Genomic DNA, 16,255 nt, shown 5'->3' with positions numbered 1-16,255 from the left:
TCGCGAATCGATTGACCACTGAGCTGGTGCAACAGACGCTTTCGCGAGCAGGCTCGCTCCCAAAGGTTTTGTCCGTGTCAGGCGATTGTCTTTCTTCTTTTAATAAAAACAGCAAGCAGAGGTCACCGGTGGAGCAACAAACCTGGCAGGTATTGATCGTCGAGGATGACCAGCGACTGGCCGAGCTCACCCGCGATTACCTGCAAGCCAATGGCCTGCGCGTGGAGATCGAAGGCAACGGCGCGCTGGCGGCGGCGCGGATCATCAAGGAGCAGCCGGATCTGGTGATCCTCGATCTGATGCTGCCCGGCGAGGATGGCCTGAGCATCTGCCGCAACGTGCGCAGCCAGTACGACGGGCCGATCCTGATGCTCACCGCGCGCACCGATGACGCTGATCAGATCCACGGCCTCGACCTCGGTGCCGACGACTACGTATGCAAACCGGTGCGTCCGCGCTTGTTGCTGGCGCGGATCCAGGCGTTGCTGCGCCGCAGTGACACACCGGAGCCGGTCGCGGAAAAATCCCGGCGTTTGCAATTCGGTCCACTGGTGGTCGACAACGCGTTACGCGAAGCCTGGCTGAGCGACAACGGCATCGAGCTGACCAGCGCCGAGTTCGACCTGCTGTGGCTGCTGGTGTCCAACGCCGGGCGGATACTTTCCCGGGAAGAAATCTTCACTGCCCTGCGCGGCATCGGCTACGACGGCCAGGACCGCTCGATCGACGTGCGCATCTCGCGCATCCGCCCGAAAATCGGTGACGACCCCGACCATCCGCGCCTGATCAAGACCATCCGCAGCAAAGGCTATCTGTTCGTCCCGGAAGCCTGCGCAGACCTGGCGCTGTGAATTCGATCTTCCTGCGCATCTACGGCGGCATGTGCGCCGCGCTGATTCTGGTCGCGGTGCTCGGCGTGCTGGCGCTGAACCTGCTTAATCAGGTGCGCAGCGAGCAATACCGCGAGCGCCTGGCCCACGGCACTTTCTCGCTGATGGCCGATAATCTGCAACCGATGAACCAGACCGAACGCCATCGCGCGTTGCTGGTGTGGGAGCGGCTGCTCGGTATTCCGCTGACGCTGAAGAAATTCGCCGAAACCGACCTCGATCTGGCCCAGCGCACCCGTGTGCTGCGCGGTCAGGCGCTGGTCGAGCAGACCGGGCCACACGCGGCCAAGGTCTATCGGCTGATCAGCGAAAAAGAGCAAATGATGCTGGTGGGCGAGGTGCAGCAAATCAGCGAGCAACTGGCCCGGGCGACCATTTACCTGCTGGCCGATGAGCTGGTGCGGGTGCCGGTGGGTGAGCAGCCCAAACGTCTGGCGCAGATAAAACAGGAAAAGGGCTTTGGCTTCGATCTGCGTCTGGTCACGGTAAATGACGCCGACATGGACGAGGACCAGAGCCGCCGCGTGGCCGAGGGCGATACGGTGATGGCGCTGGGCAAGGGCGGCGATTCGATCCGCGTCTTCGCCGGTATGGTCGGCACGCCGTGGGTGCTGGAAATCGGCCCGCTGTATCAGATGAATCCGTACCCGCCGGAATGGCTGGTATTGATTTCCGCGCTGGGCCTGACCCTGATCGGTCTTATCGTTTATCTGTTGGTGCGTCAGCTCGAGCGACGTTTGCGCGGCCTCGAAGCGGCGGCCACGCGGATCGCCAAGGGCAGCCTGGAAACCCGTGTGCCGGCGCGCGGTGCCGACTCGGTCGGGCGGCTGGCATCGGCGTTCAACGGCATGGCCGAGCACTTGCAGCAACTGCTGGCGATCCAGCGTGAACTGGTGCGCGCGGTATCTCACGAGCTGCGCACGCCGGTGGCGCGGCTGCGTTTCGGTCTGGAGATGATCGGTACGGCGACCACCCCGCAGGCGCTGGAGAAATACCGCGAAGGCATGGATCACGACATCGAAGACCTCGATAAGCTGGTCGACGAAATGCTCACCTACGCACGACTGGAGCAAGGCTCGCCGGCGCTGACCTTCCAGCGCATCGATCTGGATGCGCTGGTCAATCAGGTGATCGCAGAATTGGCGCCGCTGCGCGCCGAGGTCACGGTGCAGCGCGGTTTGTGTTTGTCATCGGCCGACAACGACGGCGCGTGGGTCGAGGCCGAGCCGCGTTATCTGCATCGGGCGCTGCAGAATCTGGTGGGCAACGCGATGCGCCATGCGCATTCGCAGGTGACGGTGAGTTATCAGGTCGGCCAGTTGCGTTGCCGGATCGACGTCGAGGACGACGGGCCGGGCGTGCCGGAAGTGGCATGGGAACGGATCTTCACGCCGTTTCTGCGCTTGGACGATAGCCGCACGCGGGCCTCGGGCGGGCATGGTCTGGGACTGTCGATTGTGCGACGGATCATTCACTGGCACGACGGCCGGGCGATCATTGGCAAGAGCAAGAGCCTGGGTGGGGCGTGTTTCAGTCTGAGCTGGCCGAGGAATCAGGAGCGCCGCTGAGATTCGGGATACCGCCTTCGCGAGCAGGCTCGCTCCCACATTTGAAATGCGATCCCCTGTGGGAGCGAGCCTGCTCGCGAAGGCGCCATAACAGGCAATGCAAGACTTCAGGCTTGAATGCTGACCAGACTCAACAACTGCCCATCCTGCACTGCAAACTGCGCCTCCAGCTCCGATCCGTTGCGCCATTCCCTCGACAGATCCGTCAACAACCGCAGCCTGATCTGGCCCGCCTCAGTCCAATCCAGCACTTCGGCATGCTCGAAATAAAAGCGCTGCTGCACGATCGGGTACAGCGCCTTGAACAAACTCTCTTTCACCGAAAACGTCAGGGTCACCCGCAGCGCCAATTGCTCCTGCGAGCCTGCCGCCATGCGCTGCAATTCCGCCGGGGTGAGAATTTCCCCGGCCAGACGTTCGGCGCGCTCGTGGCTCAACAGGTTTTCCAGATCCATGCCCAAGCCGCGCCAGTGCTGTTTGTTGGCGACAATCGCCGCCGCACGGCCAGTGCTGTGGGTGATCGAACCGCAAATGTGCGCCGGCCACACCGGCGCGCGATCGTCGCCGATCGGCGGGACGACGTTCAGGCCTTCGAGTTGTTGCAGCGCGGCACGGGCGCAGACGCGCCCGGCGAGGAATTCGGCCTGGCGTTTGGCTACCGAGCGCTGAATGCTCGGTGGCGCCAACACATCGCTGCGCTGGAAGTCATCGCCAAGCAGGCGTGTCGGGTCGAAGTGGGTACTGAGCAGCACGGTATCGGCCAGGACCGTCGGCAACGGCCAGTGGCTGTCGAGCGCAGTGCAGCAGGCGGGCAGGGCGGGGGTGGTATGCATGGCGGGCATTTTGCCGGTTAGTCGGGGCGAGGTCGAGATCGGCGGTGAAGCCTTCGCGAGCAGGCTCGCTCCCACAGGGGATCTTCTGTGCGACAGGGATCCAACGTGGGAGCGAGCCTGCTCGCGAAGGCCGCGCCTCGGTCGCTACTGACTCAGCCGAAAATCTTCTTGAGGAACGCCTGCATATCCGCCCACGACTTCTCGTCCGCCGCCTTGTTGTAACCAATGTCCGGCCCGCCATGCTCGCCATGGCTCAGGCGATCGGCATCCGGATTGCTGAAACCATGCTTGGCGCCATCCAGACTGACGAACTGGTAGTCCGCCCCGGCCTTGTCCATCTCCGACTTGAACGCGGTGACGTGGTCCTGAGTGACCATGCTGTCCAGCGCACCGTGCTCGACGAGGATTTTCGCCTTGACGCTGCCCGGAGTCGCCGAGGTCTTGGTTGCCAGCGCGCCATGGAAACTCACCACGCCGGCCAGCGGCACACCCTGACGCGCCGCATTCAGCACCACGGCGCCACCGAAGCAATAGCCGATGGCGGCGATTTTGTTCGGGTCGGTCTGCTTTTGTTTCTTCAACAGATCGAGCCCGGCGGCGAAACGTTTACTGGCGGCATCGGCATCCTTGGTCGCTGCCTGCATGAAGGCCATGGCGTCTTTCGGGTGCTCGGTGTTTTTGCCTTCGCCGTACATATCGACGGCCAGAGCGCTGTAGCCAAGTTCGGCAAGATCCCGCGCGCGGCGCTTGGCGTAATCGTTCAACCCCCACCATTCGTGGACCACGACAACGCCGGGGCGTGGGCCTTTGATCGCGTCGTCATAGGCGTAGTAGCCGATCAGTTGGCTGCCGTCGGCGCTTTGGTAGGGGATTTCTTCAGTCTTGATCGCAGCCTGGGTGAGGCTGCTGACTGCCAGCAAAGTGAGGGCGAGGAACAGGCGCATGGTCGGGTCTCCTTATTGAAAGTGGTCAGAACAGCCTAGTCGATCCGGTTCAGGTCAGGTTCAGAGACGGTTCAGGGGCCGTACAGGGGCGGCTCAGTAACCTTGCGCCATACCCAAACAGCACTGTGAAAGAGGAAATACCCATGACTCGTTTAAACAAATTGCTGCTGGCTTTTACCCTGTTAGGCTCCAGCATCGCGGCGAACGCCGACGACACCAGCAACTTCGCCGGCCTGACGTTCGGCCAGACCAGCGACAAGATCGACAAGTCCCACGCGCTCAACAACAATCTCGGCAACCCCAACGTCACCGGGGCCATCGACGGCAACAACACCTACGGCATGCGCCTCGGTCAGCAAAACAGCCAGGGCCGCTACTACGCCACTTACGACAACGTCTCCGGCTCGCACAATGGCGTTAAACTGCGCCAGGAAAATCTGCTCGGCAGCTATGACCTGTTCTACCCGGTGGGCGTCAGCACCAAGTTGTTCGGTGGCGCCACGGCCGGTCTGACCAAGCTGACGCAGGATTCGCCGGGTTTCAGCCGTGACAGCGATATCGGTTACGCCATCGGTGGCCAGGTCGGTGTGTTGCAGCAGGTTTCGCAGAACACCTCGGTGGAACTCGGTTACCGTTACCTGCGCAGCAACGCCAGCACCGAAATGAAAGACAGCGGCGGCAGCAAACAGGGCTCGCTGGACTTGACCAGCAGCGCGCAGACCTACCTGTCGGCCAACTACTATTTCTAAGCGGTGGTCGCAGTTTGAAGTGTGGGAGCGAGCCTGCTCGCGAAAGGGGGGTCAGCCGACACTTGCTTGGCTGATCCACCGTATTCGCGAGCAGGCTCGCTCCCACAGGTAGTTGCCTGGAGAGCTCAAGAGATAGGGAGAAAAGCATGAAACTGTTGGTCGTCGAAGACGAGGCGCTGTTGCGTCATCACCTGCAAACCCGTCTGACGGAGAGCGGTCATGTGGTCGAGTCCGTGGCCAATGCCGAGGAGGCGCTGTACCAGACCGGCCAGTACAACTTCGATCTGGCAGTGATCGATCTCGGCCTGCCGGGCATGGGCGGGCTCGACCTGATCCGCCAGTTGCGCTCGGGCGGCAAGACCTTCCCGATCCTCATACTCACCGCGCGCGGCAACTGGCAGGACAAGGTCGAAGGCCTCGCCGCCGGTGCCGACGATTACGTGGTCAAGCCGTTTCAGTTCGAAGAACTCGACGCACGCCTGAACGCATTGCTGCGCCGCTCCAGCGGTTTCACCCAGTCGACCATCGTCGCCGGGCCGTTGCTGCTCGACCTCAATCGCAAACAGGCCAGCCTCGATGAGCAACCGCTGGCGCTGACTGCTTACGAATACCGCATCCTCGAATACCTCATGCGCCACCATCAGCAGGTGGTGCCCAAGGATCGCTTGATGGAGCAGCTGTATCCGGATGACGACGAGCGCGATCCTAATGTCATTGAAGTGCTGGTCGGCCGTCTGCGCCGCAAGCTCGAAGGCCCGGCCGGGTTCAAGCCGATCGACACCGTGCGCGGCCTTGGCTACCTGTTCAATGAGCGCTGCACTTGATCCGTTCTCTTCGCGTTCGCTTGATGCTCGCCGCCACCACGTTGGCGGTGTTGTTCATGCTCGCTTTGTTGCCGGCGATGCAGGGCGCGTTCAGCCTTGCCTTGCAGGACTCGATCGAACAACGCCTGGCCTCCGACGTCACCACATTGATCTCCGCCGCACGGGTGGAGAACGGTCGGCTGGTGATGCCGTCGCAATTGCCCGACGAGCGTTTCAACCTCACCGATTTCCGCTTGCTCGGCTATATCTACGACCGCGACGGCAAACTGGTGTGGCGCTCGAAGGCCACCCAGGAAGAACAGATCAACTACAAACCGCGCTACGACGGCCTCGGCAACGAGTTCGCGCGGATTCGTGAAGCCAGCGGTCAGGAGTTCTTCGTCTACGACGTCGAAGTCAAATTGCTCGGCGGCAAAAGCGCAGCGTTCAGCATCGTCGCTCTGCAACCGGTGCGCGAATACGAAACCACCCTCGAAGGCCTGCGCGAAAATCTCTATCTAGGCTTCGGCGCGGCATTGCTGGTCTTGCTGGCGCTGCTATGGATCGGCCTGACCTGGGGCCTCAAGGCCTTGCGCCGCTTGAGCCAGGAACTCGACGAAATCGAAGGCGGTACCCGCGAAAGCCTGACGGAAAAACACCCACGTGAACTGCTGCGCCTGACCGGCTCGCTCAACCGCTTGCTGCTCAGCGAACGCCAGCAACGCAGCCGCTACCGCGACTCCCTCGACGACCTCGCCCACAGCCTCAAAACCCCATTGGCGGTGCTGCAAGGCGTCAGCGAAGACATGGCCCAGCGCCCCGACGACCGCGATCAGGCCTGGGTGCTGCAAAGCCAGATCGAACGCATGAGCCAGCAGATCAGCTACCAACTGCAACGGGCCAGCCTGCGCAAAAGCGGCCTGGTGCGCCATCAGGTGCGCCTGCAACCGGTGCTCAAAAGCCTGTGCGACACGCTGGACAAGGTCTACCGCGACAAACACGTGCGCGTGACCTTTGATCTGCCCGAGCATTGCTACGTGCCGATCGAGCAGGGCGCCTTGTTGGAAATGCTCGGCAACCTGCTGGAAAACGCCTATCGCCTGTGCCTCGGCGAAGTGCGTGTCAGCGTGCGCGAGTCCTTGGCCGGGATCGAGTTGTGCGTCGAGGATGATGGCCCGGGCGTGCCACTCGATCAGCGTGCGCGGATTCTCGAACGTGGCGAACGCCTGGATGCCCAGCATCCGGGGCAGGGCATCGGACTGGCGGTGGTCAAGGACATCATCGAAAGCTACAACGCGCGTTTGGCTTTGGGCGATTCACCGATGGGCGGGGCGGCGTTCAGGATTCATTTTCCTGCGGTGTGAAGGTTGGCAGTGCCAGCCTCTTCGCGAGCAGGCTCGCTCCCACCTTGAAACGCATTCTCCTGTGGGAGCGAGCCTGCTCGCGAAGGCGTCTGACTTCACAACTCCTGCGCCCGATAAGCCCCCGGTGTCAGCCCCGTCCATTTCTTGAACGCCCGGTGAAACGCCGAAGGCTCAGAGAACCCGAGCTGCTCGGCAATCTGCTGCATCGACAGATCCGCCCGGCCCAGATGGTAGATGGCGATATCCCGCCGCAGCTGATCCTTGAGCTCCTGAAAACTGGTGCCTTCCTCGCGCAAGTGCCGGCGCAAGGTCTGCGGGCTGATATGCAGATGCGCCGCAACCGCTTCCAGATCCGGCCAACTCGCAGCGTCGCGGCTGAGCAAGCGGCGCAGGCGGCTGCTCAGGCTGTCGCCGTCGTCCGGGCGCGAGAGCAGGTCGGCGGGGGAGCGTTCGAGAAAATGTTTGAGCGTGCGTTCGTCCTGCAACAGCGGCATGGCCAGGTAGCGACTGTGAAACAGCAGGCTGCTTTGCTCGGCATCAAAGGTCAGCGGGCAGGGGAACAGCAGATCGTATTCGCCGCCGTGCTCGGGGCGCGGATAGCTGAAAGTCGCCTGCTCGAGGCGAATGCGCTGGCCGATCAGCCAACTGCCGAGGCGGTGCCAGATCACCAACAGACTCTCGCTGAGAAAATGATCCGGGTCCCACCACTGCGCGTCGTCCAGGCTCAGACGCACCCAGTCGTCTTCGCGACGCAGGGTCAGGCGTGGAGCGTCGGGAAACAGGCTGTAAAACAACAAGCCACGTTGCAGAGCCTTCTCCAGGTTGCGGCAGTGAATCGAGGCGTGGCACATCATGGCGAAGCTGCCGGGCTTGCTCGGCGCATTGCCGAAACCCAGGTATTCGTCGTCCAGCGCCAGCCACAAGCCCTGAATCAGTCGGGTGAACTGCTCCGGGGCAATCCGCGCGCGGGGCTCGTCGAGAAATTCCGCGCTGATCCCAAGTTGCTGCAACAGGCCTGAATAATCCAGGCCGCGCCGGCGTGCACCGCCAAGGGCGGCGCGGGCGAAATGGCTGGCGATGGTGCGTTCGCGCATAAGCGGCAATCCTTGTTCAGGCACCGATCGTAACGGCGGGCCGGCAACGCAACAAGGCGGATTTCCGCCAAATTGCAGGACACTGAACGCTCAGTTGGCGGAAATCCGCCATGCCTCAAGTCACTGATTGGTGACAGGAAAATCCCGCAGCCCCTGATATCAAAAGGCTTGCTGCCATTCGCACCAATCTGGCACGACGTTTGCGATACAAGCGACAGAAGCGTGCATTTCTCCGCCCGGAAAGATGCCGTTCCAACAACAAATCCCTCCAGTGCAGGAGGGTTCGCAATTAAGGTTCAGCGCTCGACAGATGGATGTTGCCGCTGGACGCTTGAGGAAACCTGCAATGACGACTCGTCAGCCACTGTACAAATCCCTGTATTTCCAGGTGATCGTTGCCATCGCCATCGGCATCCTGCTTGGTCACTTCTATCCGCAGACCGGTGTGGCCCTCAAGCCACTGGGTGACGGCTTCATCAAGCTGATCAAAATGGTCATCGCCCCGATCATCTTCTGTACTGTTGTCAGCGGCATCGCCGGCATGCAGAACATGAAGTCGGTAGGCAAGACTGGCGGCTACGCGCTGCTGTACTTCGAAATCGTTTCCACCATTGCCCTGCTGATCGGTCTGGTCGTGGTCAACGTTGTGCAACCGGGCGCCGGCATGCACATCGACGTCACCACCCTCGACGCCTCGAAAATCGCCACCTACGTGACGGCCAGTAAAGACCAGAGCATTGTCGGTTTCCTCCTCAATGTGATCCCGAACACCATCGTCGGCGCGTTCGCCACCGGTGACATCCTGCAAGTGCTGATGTTCTCGGTGATCTTCGGCTACGCCCTGCATCGCCTGGGTTCGTACGGTCGTCCGCTGCTGGACATGATCGATCGCTTCGCCCACGTGATGTTCAACATCATCAACATGATCATGAAACTGGCGCCACTGGGTGCGTTCGGTGCCATGGCGTTCACCATCGGTGCCTACGGTGTCGGCTCGCTGGTGCAACTGGGCCAGTTGATGATCTGCTTCTACATCACCTGCGTCCTGTTCGTCGTGCTGGTGCTGGGTGCGATCTGCCGGGCTCACGGTTTCAGCGTGTTCAAGCTGGTGCGCTACATCCGTGAAGAACTGTTGATCGTACTGGGCACGTCCTCGTCGGAATCGGCACTGCCACGCATGCTGATCAAGATGGAGCGTCTGGGCGCGAAGAAATCCGTCGTGGGTCTGGTGATCCCGACCGGTTACTCGTTCAACCTCGACGGTACTTCGATCTACCTGACCATGGCCGCCGTGTTCATCGCCCAGGCGACCGACACGCACATGGACATCACCCACCAGATCACCCTGCTGCTGGTGCTGCTGCTGTCCTCCAAAGGCGCGGCGGGTGTGACCGGTTCGGGCTTCATCGTCCTGGCCGCGACACTGTCGGCGGTAGGTCACCTGCCGGTTGCCGGTCTGGCGCTGATCCTCGGTATCGACCGTTTCATGTCCGAAGCCCGCGCACTGACCAACCTGGTCGGTAACGCTGTAGCGACCATCGTCGTCGCCAAGTGGGTCAAGGAGCTGGACACCGATCAACTGCAGACCGAGCTGGCCTCCGGCGGTCGCGGTATCTCCGATGAGCGTGAAGAAGACGACTTGGGTGTGGCTGAAGGCCCAATCCCGAGCAATGTGAAGTAAGCATCGCTTGCACAGAAAAACCCGCCTCGGCGGGTTTTTTTGCCCCCGGAATTTGAGCGCAACGGTCACACCTGCTGACATTTGCGGTGATTGCCGCATCGACGATGGCTGCCTAGGCTGAGTGCATCGCCCAAGGAGTTCGCCCATGTCTGCACCGCTGGCCTCACTGAAGATTCTCGATTTCTCCACCTTGCTGCCGGGGCCGTTCGCCTCGTTGCTGCTGGCGGACATGGGCGCCGAGGTGCTGCGCATCGAATCGCCAACCCGTATGGATCTGCTGCGGGTGCTGCCGCCGCATGATGGCGCGGTATCGGCCAGCCACGCCTATCTGAACCGCAACAAGCGCAGCCTGGCGCTGGATCTGAAACAGCCCGAAGCGCTGCAGATCATCAAGCAATTGCTGGGCGAGTACGACATCGTGCTCGAGCAGTTTCGCCCCGGGGTGATGGATCGTCTGGGCCTGGGTTATGAGGCATTGAAGGCGATCAATCCAAAGCTGATTTATGTGTCGATCAGCGGTTACGGCCAGAGCGGGCCGTACAAGGAACGCGCCGGGCATGACATCAACTATCTCGCGCTGGCGGGACTTGCCAGTTACACCGGGCGCGCCGACAGCGGGCCGTTGCCGCTGGGCATGCAGGTGGCGGACGTGGCGGGCGGCTCGCTACACGGCGTGATCGGCTTGCTGGCAGCGGTGATTGCCCGTCAGCAAACCGGGCAGGGCACCCATCTGGATGTGAGCATGACCGACTGCGCGTTCAGCCTGAACGCCATGGCCGGCGCGGGTTATCTGGCCTGCGGCGCGGAACCCGGTCGGGAAGACCAGATGCTCAATGGCGGCAGCTTTTACGATTATTACCGCAGCCGGGATGGGCGCTGGATGTCGGTGGGCAGTCTGGAGCCAGCGTTCATGCAGCAATTGTGCACGGCGCTGGGCCGGCCGGAACTGGCGGCGCACGGGTTGTCGCCCAGGCCTGAGCAACAACAGGCCTTGAAAGAGGCGTTGCGCATCGAATTCGAACGGCATGATTTTGCAGAACTGTGTGAGTTGTTCGCCGGGGTCGATGCCTGTGTCGAGCCGGTACTGAGTCTGGGCGAGGCGTTGCGCCATCCGCAAATGCAGGCGCGGGAGCTGGTGACCCAGGTACCGCGCGGCGATGGCACGACGCAGGCGCAGATGGCCTGTCCGTTGAAATTTTCTGAGGCGTTGCCGGCGCCAAGGCATGTTGGCGCGGGGTTGGGGCAGCATACGGAGGAGGTGTTGGGGGAGTTGGGGTTGAGTGCTGAGCGGATCGCCGAGTTGCGTTCGGCCAAGGTGATTCTGTAGCGCCCATGCCGCCGCCTTGGCGAGTAGGCTCGCTCCCACATTGAAATGCATTCCCCTGTGGGAGCGAGCCTGCTCGCGAAGGGGCCAGTCAAAACAACGCAGGAAGCAACTATTCCACCCGCATCTCACCACTGAACACCAGCGTACTGCGGCAGCGCCGGCACAGATACCGCCGCCCTTGCCGCACCAGACCGTGACGCTGGGCGGTAAACGGGAAATCACTGTCGGGGCAAGGGCATTTGTAGATATAGCGGGTCACGCTGCGCCGCTTGATTTCATAGGTATGGCAGCGGTCCGGCGGCAGTTCGTAGACGCCGCGCATGATCAGTTGCCACTCCTCGCCATGGGGCTGGATGCGGTCGCCGAACAGTTGATGAGCGATCAGGTGAGCGACTTCGTGAGCCACGGTCTGCTTGAGGAAGTGCTCGGTGTTTTCCCGGTACAGCTGCGGGTTGAAGCGCAGCAGGTTCTCGTGCAGATGCGCGACACCGGCTTTCTGCCCGCGCAGCTTGAGGCTGACGACGGGGCGTTTGAAGGAGCGTTTGAAAAAGGATTCAGCGAGTTGGTAACAGTCTTCGACGCGGGTATTGAGTTGCTCGGGCATGCTTGATGGATCTCCAGAGACGCCGAGTATGCCGCAACCCCGGCGACTTGCGAATCGCCGACCTGCCGAATGGTCGTCGCCCCAACGAGAAGGCCGCCTTGCGGCGGCCTGTATTGGCAGATGTTGTTTTTCTCAGGCAGGAAACAGGTCAGTTGGTATAGACCGGGCCGACACCCAGGCCCCAGACAATCACGGTGAACGCCATGATCGCCACCAGCACCACCAGGCCGACAGCAAGCACCGAGCTGGAAAACAGGAAACCTTCATCCGAAGGGATGTTCATGAAGGTCGGCAGGCCGACATACAATAGATACACCGTATAGCAGATGGCCGCTGTGCCGACGATCATCCCCAGCCACATGTGCGGATACAGCGCCGCCAGACCGCCGACAAACAACGGTGTCGCGGTGTATGTGGCAAAGGCCACGCAACGGGCCAGGCTTGGATTGGCGTCATAGGTTCGTGCCATCCAGTGCACGAAGGCGCCCATCACCGCGACCCCGCCGAGCATCGCCAGGTACGACATGATGGTCATCCACAGAGCGCTTTCAAACGTGAGCATCACCGGCGCGCGATTGCCGATCACCCAACCGACCTGGGTCGTGCCGATGAACGCCGAGACAGCGGGGATCGCTGCCAGGATCAGCGTATGCGTCAGGTACATGTGGCTGATGCTTTCCTCTTGGTCGCCACGGATCTCCTTCCATTCCTGATCGGGGTGGGTAAACAGTCCCACTACGTGATGGATCATGCCATTCACTCCTCTTGTCATTGCCATCGCCCCCCAACGGAGCGCCTACGGGCCAAGATGGCCGAGCAAATACAGGTCTTCAGATGTGTGCGACCTTATGTCGCAGTATAGAAAGGACTCCAACGCACCGGTATGCCGGCCTTAGAGCAAATCGCGCTGTAAACGGGATGGATAATCGCCTCGGGGTCTTGCAGGGAAGTCATTTTTGGAGTTGAAACACTTTAGTGGCGAGGGGATTTATCCCCGTTCGGCTGCGCAGCAGTCGCCAGCCCATTAACCGCGCAGTGTCAGGCAATGCGAGTTCTCAGGTTCTGGGGCTGCTTCGCAACCCAGCGGGGATAAATCCCCTCGCCACAGATGCTTCGCGCTACCGGGGTTTTTGCGTAAAATGCCGGCCTTTCGTCACACCTCACGGATTTCGTGTCATGGGCACTCTTACGGTCAACCAGAACAAACTGCAAAAGCGCCTGCGCCGCCTGGCCGGCGAAGCGATCGCCGATTTCAACATGATCGAAGACGGCGACAAGGTCATGGTCTGCCTGTCCGGGGGCAAGGACAGCTACACCATGCTTGACGTGCTGATGCACCTGCAGAAGGTTGCACCGATCAGGTTCGACATCGTCGCGGTGAACATGGACCAGAAACAGCCGGGCTTTCCCGAGCATGTGCTGCCGGCCTACCTGAAAGAACTGGGCATCGAGTACCACATCGTCGAGAAGGACACTTACTCGGTGGTCAAGGAACTGGTGCCGGAAGGCAAGACCACCTGTTCGCTTTGCTCGCGCCTGCGTCGCGGCACGCTGTACACCTTCGCTGACGAAATCGGCGCGACGAAAATGGCCCTCGGTCATCACCGCGACGACATCGTCGAAACGTTCTTCCTCAACATGTTCTTCAACGGCACCCTGAAAGCGATGCCGCCGAAGCTGCGCGCCGACGATGGCCGCAACGTGGTGATCCGCCCGCTGGCGTACTGCAACGAGAAGGACATTCAGGCCTACTCGGACCTCAAGCAATTTCCGATCATCCCGTGCAACCTCTGCGGCTCGCAGGAAAACCTGCAGCGCCAGGTGGTCAAGGAAATGCTCCAGGACTGGGACCGCAAGACCCCGGGCCGCACCGAATCGATTTTCCGCAGCCTGCAAAACGTGGTGCCGTCGCAACTGGCCGACCGCAACCTGTTCGACTTCACCAGCCTGAAGATCGACGAGACCGCGGCTTCGCGTTTCGTCAATGTCGTCAATCTGTAAACACAACCTGTAGAAGCGAGCCCTGTGGCGAGGGGATTCATCCCCGCTGGGGCGCGAAGCGGCCCCAAAATCTCGGGGTCTGCTGCGCAGCCCAGCGGGGATGAATCCCCTCGCCACAGGGGCCTGCTTCTGCAGGTGTTATTCATTTCCAAACCTCAGGAGAGGGCATGCGCGATTACAAGTGGCTGCACGAATACTGTCTGAACCGTTTCGGTTCGGCGGCTGAACTGGAAGCCCATCTGCCCGTTCCCAAGACCCCCGCACAACTGCGCAAGATCCGCGACGACCGCTACCTCTCGACCATGGCCCTGCGGGTTTTTCGCGCCGGGCTCAAGCACAGCCTGGTCGACGCCAAGTGGCCAGCGTTCGAAGAAGTGTTCTTCAAGTTCGATCCGGAAAAAGTCGTGCTGATGAGCGCCGAGCACCTTGAGCGCCTGATGCAGGATGCGCGGATCATCCGCCATCTGGGCAAACTGAAAAGCGTGCCGCGCAATGCGCAGTTCATTCTCGACGTGGAAAAGGACAAGGGCAGCTTCGGCGCATTGATCGCCGACTGGCCGGTGACCGATATTGTCGGCCTGTGGACGTACCTGAAAAAGCACGGCCACCAACTCGGCGGGCTGTCGGCGCCACGCTTTTTGCGCATGGTCGGCAAGGACACGTTCGTGCCGAGCTACGACGTGGTCGCGGCGCTGAATGCGCAGAAGATCGTCGACAAAGTGCCGACCAGCCAGCGTGATCTGGCGACGGTGCAAAACGCCTTCAACCAATGGCACGAACAGAGTGGCGGACGGCCGATGAGCCAGATTTCGATGATGCTCGCCTATACCGTCAACCATTGAGTCAATCCGATCGTTCCCATGCTCCGCGTGGGAACGCCGCCCGGGACGCTCCGCGTCCCTGAGACGCAGAGCGTCTCTGGATGCATTCCCACGCAGAGCGTGGGAACGATCGGTGTAGCAACTGATGGCGGTCGTTCAGGCGACGCTGATCTCGCCTTCGCCAGCCAATTTTCGATTCAGCTGATAGCGCCAGCGCACATACAGCAGCGCCGAGCAGAACACCGCCAGGCTCGCGGCCATTTCCAGCAGGCCGAACAGCTGCCGGTTGGGGTCGTACGCCGCCAGGGCGCCTTTGATGAAATACAGGTTCACCACAAAACACATCCACGAATGGCCACGGGCGCTGCCCATGATCATCGCCGGGGCGAGTACCAGCCACGGGATCAGCTCGACCAGCAGAATCACCCACGGCCGCGCGCCATGCAGATCGGCGAACAGCAGGTAATAAGCCGCCAGCAAACCGGCGAGGGCGAAAAAGCTCAGCAGGCTGAGCACGCGCATCGCCTTCACCCGTGGCTCGAGCCACTCTATCGAGGGCAGGACTTTCGGCTTCTTCGCCATCAGCCCACCAGTTTCTGCGCGGTTTTCGCCAGGCGCAGACCGAGTGCGCGACACAGCGCCACTTCGTGCTGATCGAGACCGTTCTTGCCGTCGGCACCGGCGTGATGGCTGGCGCCATAAGGCGTGCCGCCACCCTCGGTTTCGAGCAGGGCCGATTCGCTGTAGGGCAGGCCGGTGATCAACATGCCGTGATGCAACAGCGGCAACATCATCGACAACAGAGTGGTTTCCTGACCGCCGTGCAGGCTGGCGGTGGAGGTGAACACGCCGGCCGGTTTGCCGACCAGCGCGCCAGTCAGCCAGAGGTTGCTGGTGCCGTCGAGGAAGTACTTGAGCGGCGCGGCCATGTTGCCGAAACGCGTCGGACTACCCAAGGCAAGGCCGGCGCAGTTCTTCAGATCATCGAGGCTGGCGTAGAGCGCGCCTTCAGCGGGAATCTCCGCCGCCACCGCTTCGCACTCGGTGGAAATCGCCGGCACTGTGCGCAGACGCGCTTCCATTCCGGCCTGCTCGATGCCACGGGCGATCTGCCGGGCCATCTCGTTGGTCGAACCGTTGCGGCTGTAATAGAGAACCAGAATGTACGGCGTGCTCATGGCAACAACTCCAGCACGTTTTCCGGCGGGCGACCGATGACGGCCTTGTCGCCGACTTCCAGAATCGGCCGCTCCATGAGTTTCGGGTGCGCGGCGATGGCGTCGATCAGCTGCTGCTCGCTGAGGCTGGCGTCGGCCAGGTTCAGGGTTTTGTATTCCTCTTCACCGCTGCGCAGCAGCTGCCGCGCGCTGATCCCGAGCTTGCCGAGCAGGGCCTTGATCTGCGCGGCGCTGAGCGGCGTTTCCAGGTAGCGCACGACGGTCGGATGCAAGCCGCGGGCTTCGAGCAGTTCCAGCGCGCCGCGGGATTTCGAGCAGCGCGGATTGTGATAAAGCGTCAGATCGGTCATGGCGGGTCGCTTCTGGCGTAAAGTGGCGGCTATTCTAACTGCGCGGCG

The 16,255-nt window shown here is 61.6% G+C and carries 17 protein-coding genes; 9 read left to right on the top strand and 8 right to left on the bottom strand.

The features are described 5' to 3' along the window. Positions 1-128: 128 nt before the first annotated feature. Positions 129-851: a response regulator gene (locus HU724_RS21245; protein ID WP_186567711.1), complete on the top strand. Its 723-nt coding sequence runs from the start codon at positions 129-131 to the stop codon at positions 849-851. Continuing rightward, positions 848-2,458: an ATP-binding protein gene (locus HU724_RS21240; protein ID WP_186567712.1), complete on the top strand. Its 1,611-nt coding sequence runs from the start codon at positions 848-850 to the stop codon at positions 2,456-2,458. Before HU724_RS21245 ends, HU724_RS21240 begins: the two co-directional genes overlap by 4 nt. Before the next feature lie 107 nt (positions 2,459-2,565). On the opposite strand, the gene HU724_RS21235 is transcribed toward HU724_RS21240, so the two are convergent. Both HU724_RS21235 and HU724_RS21230 read right to left on the bottom strand, forming a co-directional pair. Further along, complete coding sequence (locus tag HU724_RS21235) at positions 2,566-3,291, bottom strand: 4'-phosphopantetheinyl transferase family protein (protein WP_202883383.1); 726 nt, start codon at positions 3,289-3,291, stop codon at positions 2,566-2,568. A gap of 152 nt (positions 3,292-3,443) precedes the next feature. Beyond that, positions 3,444-4,235, bottom strand: a complete 792-nt coding sequence (locus HU724_RS21230; protein WP_186567714.1) for a dienelactone hydrolase family protein — start codon at positions 4,233-4,235, stop codon at positions 3,444-3,446. A 143-nt stretch (positions 4,236-4,378) separates the two neighbouring features. Between HU724_RS21230 and HU724_RS21225 the strand changes: the two genes are divergently transcribed. The 3 genes from HU724_RS21225 to HU724_RS21215 all read left to right on the top strand — a co-directional run bounded on the left by HU724_RS21225 (position 4,379) and on the right by HU724_RS21215 (position 7,151). Further along, on the top strand, positions 4,379-4,984 hold the full coding sequence (locus HU724_RS21225; protein ID WP_186567715.1) for a hypothetical protein: 606 nt from the start codon (positions 4,379-4,381) through the stop codon (positions 4,982-4,984). 146 nt (positions 4,985-5,130) lie between these two features. Then, the gene (locus tag HU724_RS21220; protein ID WP_016773623.1) at positions 5,131-5,808 is read left to right on the top strand and encodes a response regulator transcription factor; all 678 of its coding nucleotides are present in this window, start codon (positions 5,131-5,133) and stop codon (positions 5,806-5,808) included. Then, complete coding sequence (locus tag HU724_RS21215) at positions 5,805-7,151, top strand: ATP-binding protein (RefSeq protein ID WP_186567716.1); 1,347 nt, start codon at positions 5,805-5,807, stop codon at positions 7,149-7,151. Before HU724_RS21220 ends, HU724_RS21215 begins: the two co-directional genes overlap by 4 nt. A 95-nt stretch (positions 7,152-7,246) precedes the next feature. Here HU724_RS21215 and HU724_RS21210 read toward each other — a convergent pair whose 3' ends face one another. Next, entirely contained in the window at positions 7,247-8,245 is a 999-nt protein-coding gene (locus HU724_RS21210) for an AraC family transcriptional regulator (protein WP_186567717.1), read from the bottom strand. 346 nt (positions 8,246-8,591) lie between these two features. On the opposite strand from HU724_RS21210, the gene HU724_RS21205 reads away from it, so the two are divergent. Then, complete coding sequence (locus HU724_RS21205) at positions 8,592-9,926, top strand: dicarboxylate/amino acid:cation symporter (RefSeq protein WP_186567718.1); 1,335 nt, start codon at positions 8,592-8,594, stop codon at positions 9,924-9,926. Positions 9,927-10,071: 145 nt separating this feature from the next. Next, the gene (locus tag HU724_RS21200) at positions 10,072-11,253 is read left to right on the top strand and encodes a CaiB/BaiF CoA transferase family protein (protein WP_186567719.1); all 1,182 of its coding nucleotides are present in this window, start codon (positions 10,072-10,074) and stop codon (positions 11,251-11,253) included. Between the two features lie 109 nt (positions 11,254-11,362). Here HU724_RS21200 and HU724_RS21195 read toward each other — a convergent pair whose 3' ends face one another. Together HU724_RS21195 and HU724_RS21190 are read right to left on the bottom strand one after the other, a co-directional pair. Further along, positions 11,363-11,857, bottom strand: a complete 495-nt coding sequence (locus HU724_RS21195; RefSeq protein WP_024013976.1) for a SprT family zinc-dependent metalloprotease — start codon at positions 11,855-11,857, stop codon at positions 11,363-11,365. Positions 11,858-12,005: 148 nt separating this feature from the next. Continuing rightward, the gene (locus tag HU724_RS21190) at positions 12,006-12,608 is read right to left on the bottom strand and encodes a Yip1 family protein (protein WP_016773629.1); all 603 of its coding nucleotides are present in this window, start codon (positions 12,606-12,608) and stop codon (positions 12,006-12,008) included. 425 nt (positions 12,609-13,033) lie between these two features. Between HU724_RS21190 and ttcA the strand changes: the two genes are divergently transcribed. Further along, a complete protein-coding gene (gene ttcA, locus HU724_RS21185) occupies positions 13,034-13,858 on the top strand; it encodes a tRNA 2-thiocytidine(32) synthetase TtcA (RefSeq protein WP_186567720.1) in 825 nt (274 codons plus the stop codon). Positions 13,859-14,025: 167 nt separating this feature from the next. Continuing rightward, complete coding sequence (locus HU724_RS21180) at positions 14,026-14,700, top strand: DNA-3-methyladenine glycosylase I (RefSeq protein ID WP_016773632.1); 675 nt, start codon at positions 14,026-14,028, stop codon at positions 14,698-14,700. 135 nt (positions 14,701-14,835) lie between these two features. Here HU724_RS21180 and HU724_RS21175 read toward each other — a convergent pair whose 3' ends face one another. Genes HU724_RS21175 through arsC form a run of 3 tightly spaced genes read right to left on the bottom strand, consistent with a single transcriptional unit; the run spans position 14,836 to position 16,207 of the window. Then, positions 14,836-15,261: a DUF2069 domain-containing protein gene (locus HU724_RS21175; RefSeq protein WP_073472188.1), complete on the bottom strand. Its 426-nt coding sequence runs from the start codon at positions 15,259-15,261 to the stop codon at positions 14,836-14,838. Continuing rightward, the gene (gene wrbA / locus HU724_RS21170; RefSeq protein WP_041479575.1) at positions 15,261-15,857 is read right to left on the bottom strand and encodes an NAD(P)H:quinone oxidoreductase; all 597 of its coding nucleotides are present in this window, start codon (positions 15,855-15,857) and stop codon (positions 15,261-15,263) included. The genes HU724_RS21175 and wrbA overlap by 1 nt, the downstream gene beginning before the upstream one ends. Beyond that, positions 15,854-16,207, bottom strand: a complete 354-nt coding sequence (arsC, locus tag HU724_RS21165; RefSeq protein WP_186567721.1) for an arsenate reductase (glutaredoxin) — start codon at positions 16,205-16,207, stop codon at positions 15,854-15,856. The genes wrbA and arsC overlap by 4 nt, the downstream gene beginning before the upstream one ends. Between the last annotated feature and the right edge of the window lie 48 nt (positions 16,208-16,255).

Source organism: Pseudomonas iranensis (assembly GCF_014268585.2).
In the GTDB taxonomy this organism is placed as follows: Bacteria; Pseudomonadota; Gammaproteobacteria; order Pseudomonadales; family Pseudomonadaceae; genus Aquipseudomonas; species Aquipseudomonas iranensis.
Note: the sequence above shows the minus strand (reverse complement) of the source record. Positions and strands in the feature narration are given on the sequence as shown.

Bases quoted from the DNA above. Each gene is read 5' to 3' on its own strand.
- HU724_RS21235 (WP_202883383.1), bottom strand. From the start codon at position 3,291: ATGCATACCACCCCCGCCCTGCCCGCCTGCTGCACTGCGCTCGACAGC.
- HU724_RS21230 (WP_186567714.1), bottom strand. From the start codon at position 4,235: ATGCGCCTGTTCCTCGCCCTCACTTTGCTGGCAGTCAGCAGCCTCACC.
- HU724_RS21225 (WP_186567715.1), top strand. From the start codon at position 4,379: ATGACTCGTTTAAACAAATTGCTGCTGGCTTTTACCCTGTTAGGCTCC.
- HU724_RS21220 (WP_016773623.1), top strand. From the start codon at position 5,131: ATGAAACTGTTGGTCGTCGAAGACGAGGCGCTGTTGCGTCATCACCTG.
- HU724_RS21210 (WP_186567717.1), bottom strand. From the start codon at position 8,245: ATGCGCGAACGCACCATCGCCAGCCATTTCGCCCGCGCCGCCCTTGGC.
- HU724_RS21205 (WP_186567718.1), top strand. From the start codon at position 8,592: ATGACGACTCGTCAGCCACTGTACAAATCCCTGTATTTCCAGGTGATC.
- HU724_RS21200 (WP_186567719.1), top strand. From the start codon at position 10,072: ATGTCTGCACCGCTGGCCTCACTGAAGATTCTCGATTTCTCCACCTTG.
- HU724_RS21195 (WP_024013976.1), bottom strand. From the start codon at position 11,857: ATGCCCGAGCAACTCAATACCCGCGTCGAAGACTGTTACCAACTCGCT.
- HU724_RS21190 (WP_016773629.1), bottom strand. From the start codon at position 12,608: ATGATCCATCACGTAGTGGGACTGTTTACCCACCCCGATCAGGAATGG.
- ttcA (WP_186567720.1), top strand. From the start codon at position 13,034: ATGGGCACTCTTACGGTCAACCAGAACAAACTGCAAAAGCGCCTGCGC.
- HU724_RS21180 (WP_016773632.1), top strand. From the start codon at position 14,026: ATGCGCGATTACAAGTGGCTGCACGAATACTGTCTGAACCGTTTCGGT.
- HU724_RS21175 (WP_073472188.1), bottom strand. From the start codon at position 15,261: ATGGCGAAGAAGCCGAAAGTCCTGCCCTCGATAGAGTGGCTCGAGCCA.
- wrbA (WP_041479575.1), bottom strand. From the start codon at position 15,857: ATGAGCACGCCGTACATTCTGGTTCTCTATTACAGCCGCAACGGTTCG.
- arsC (WP_186567721.1), bottom strand. From the start codon at position 16,207: ATGACCGATCTGACGCTTTATCACAATCCGCGCTGCTCGAAATCCCGC.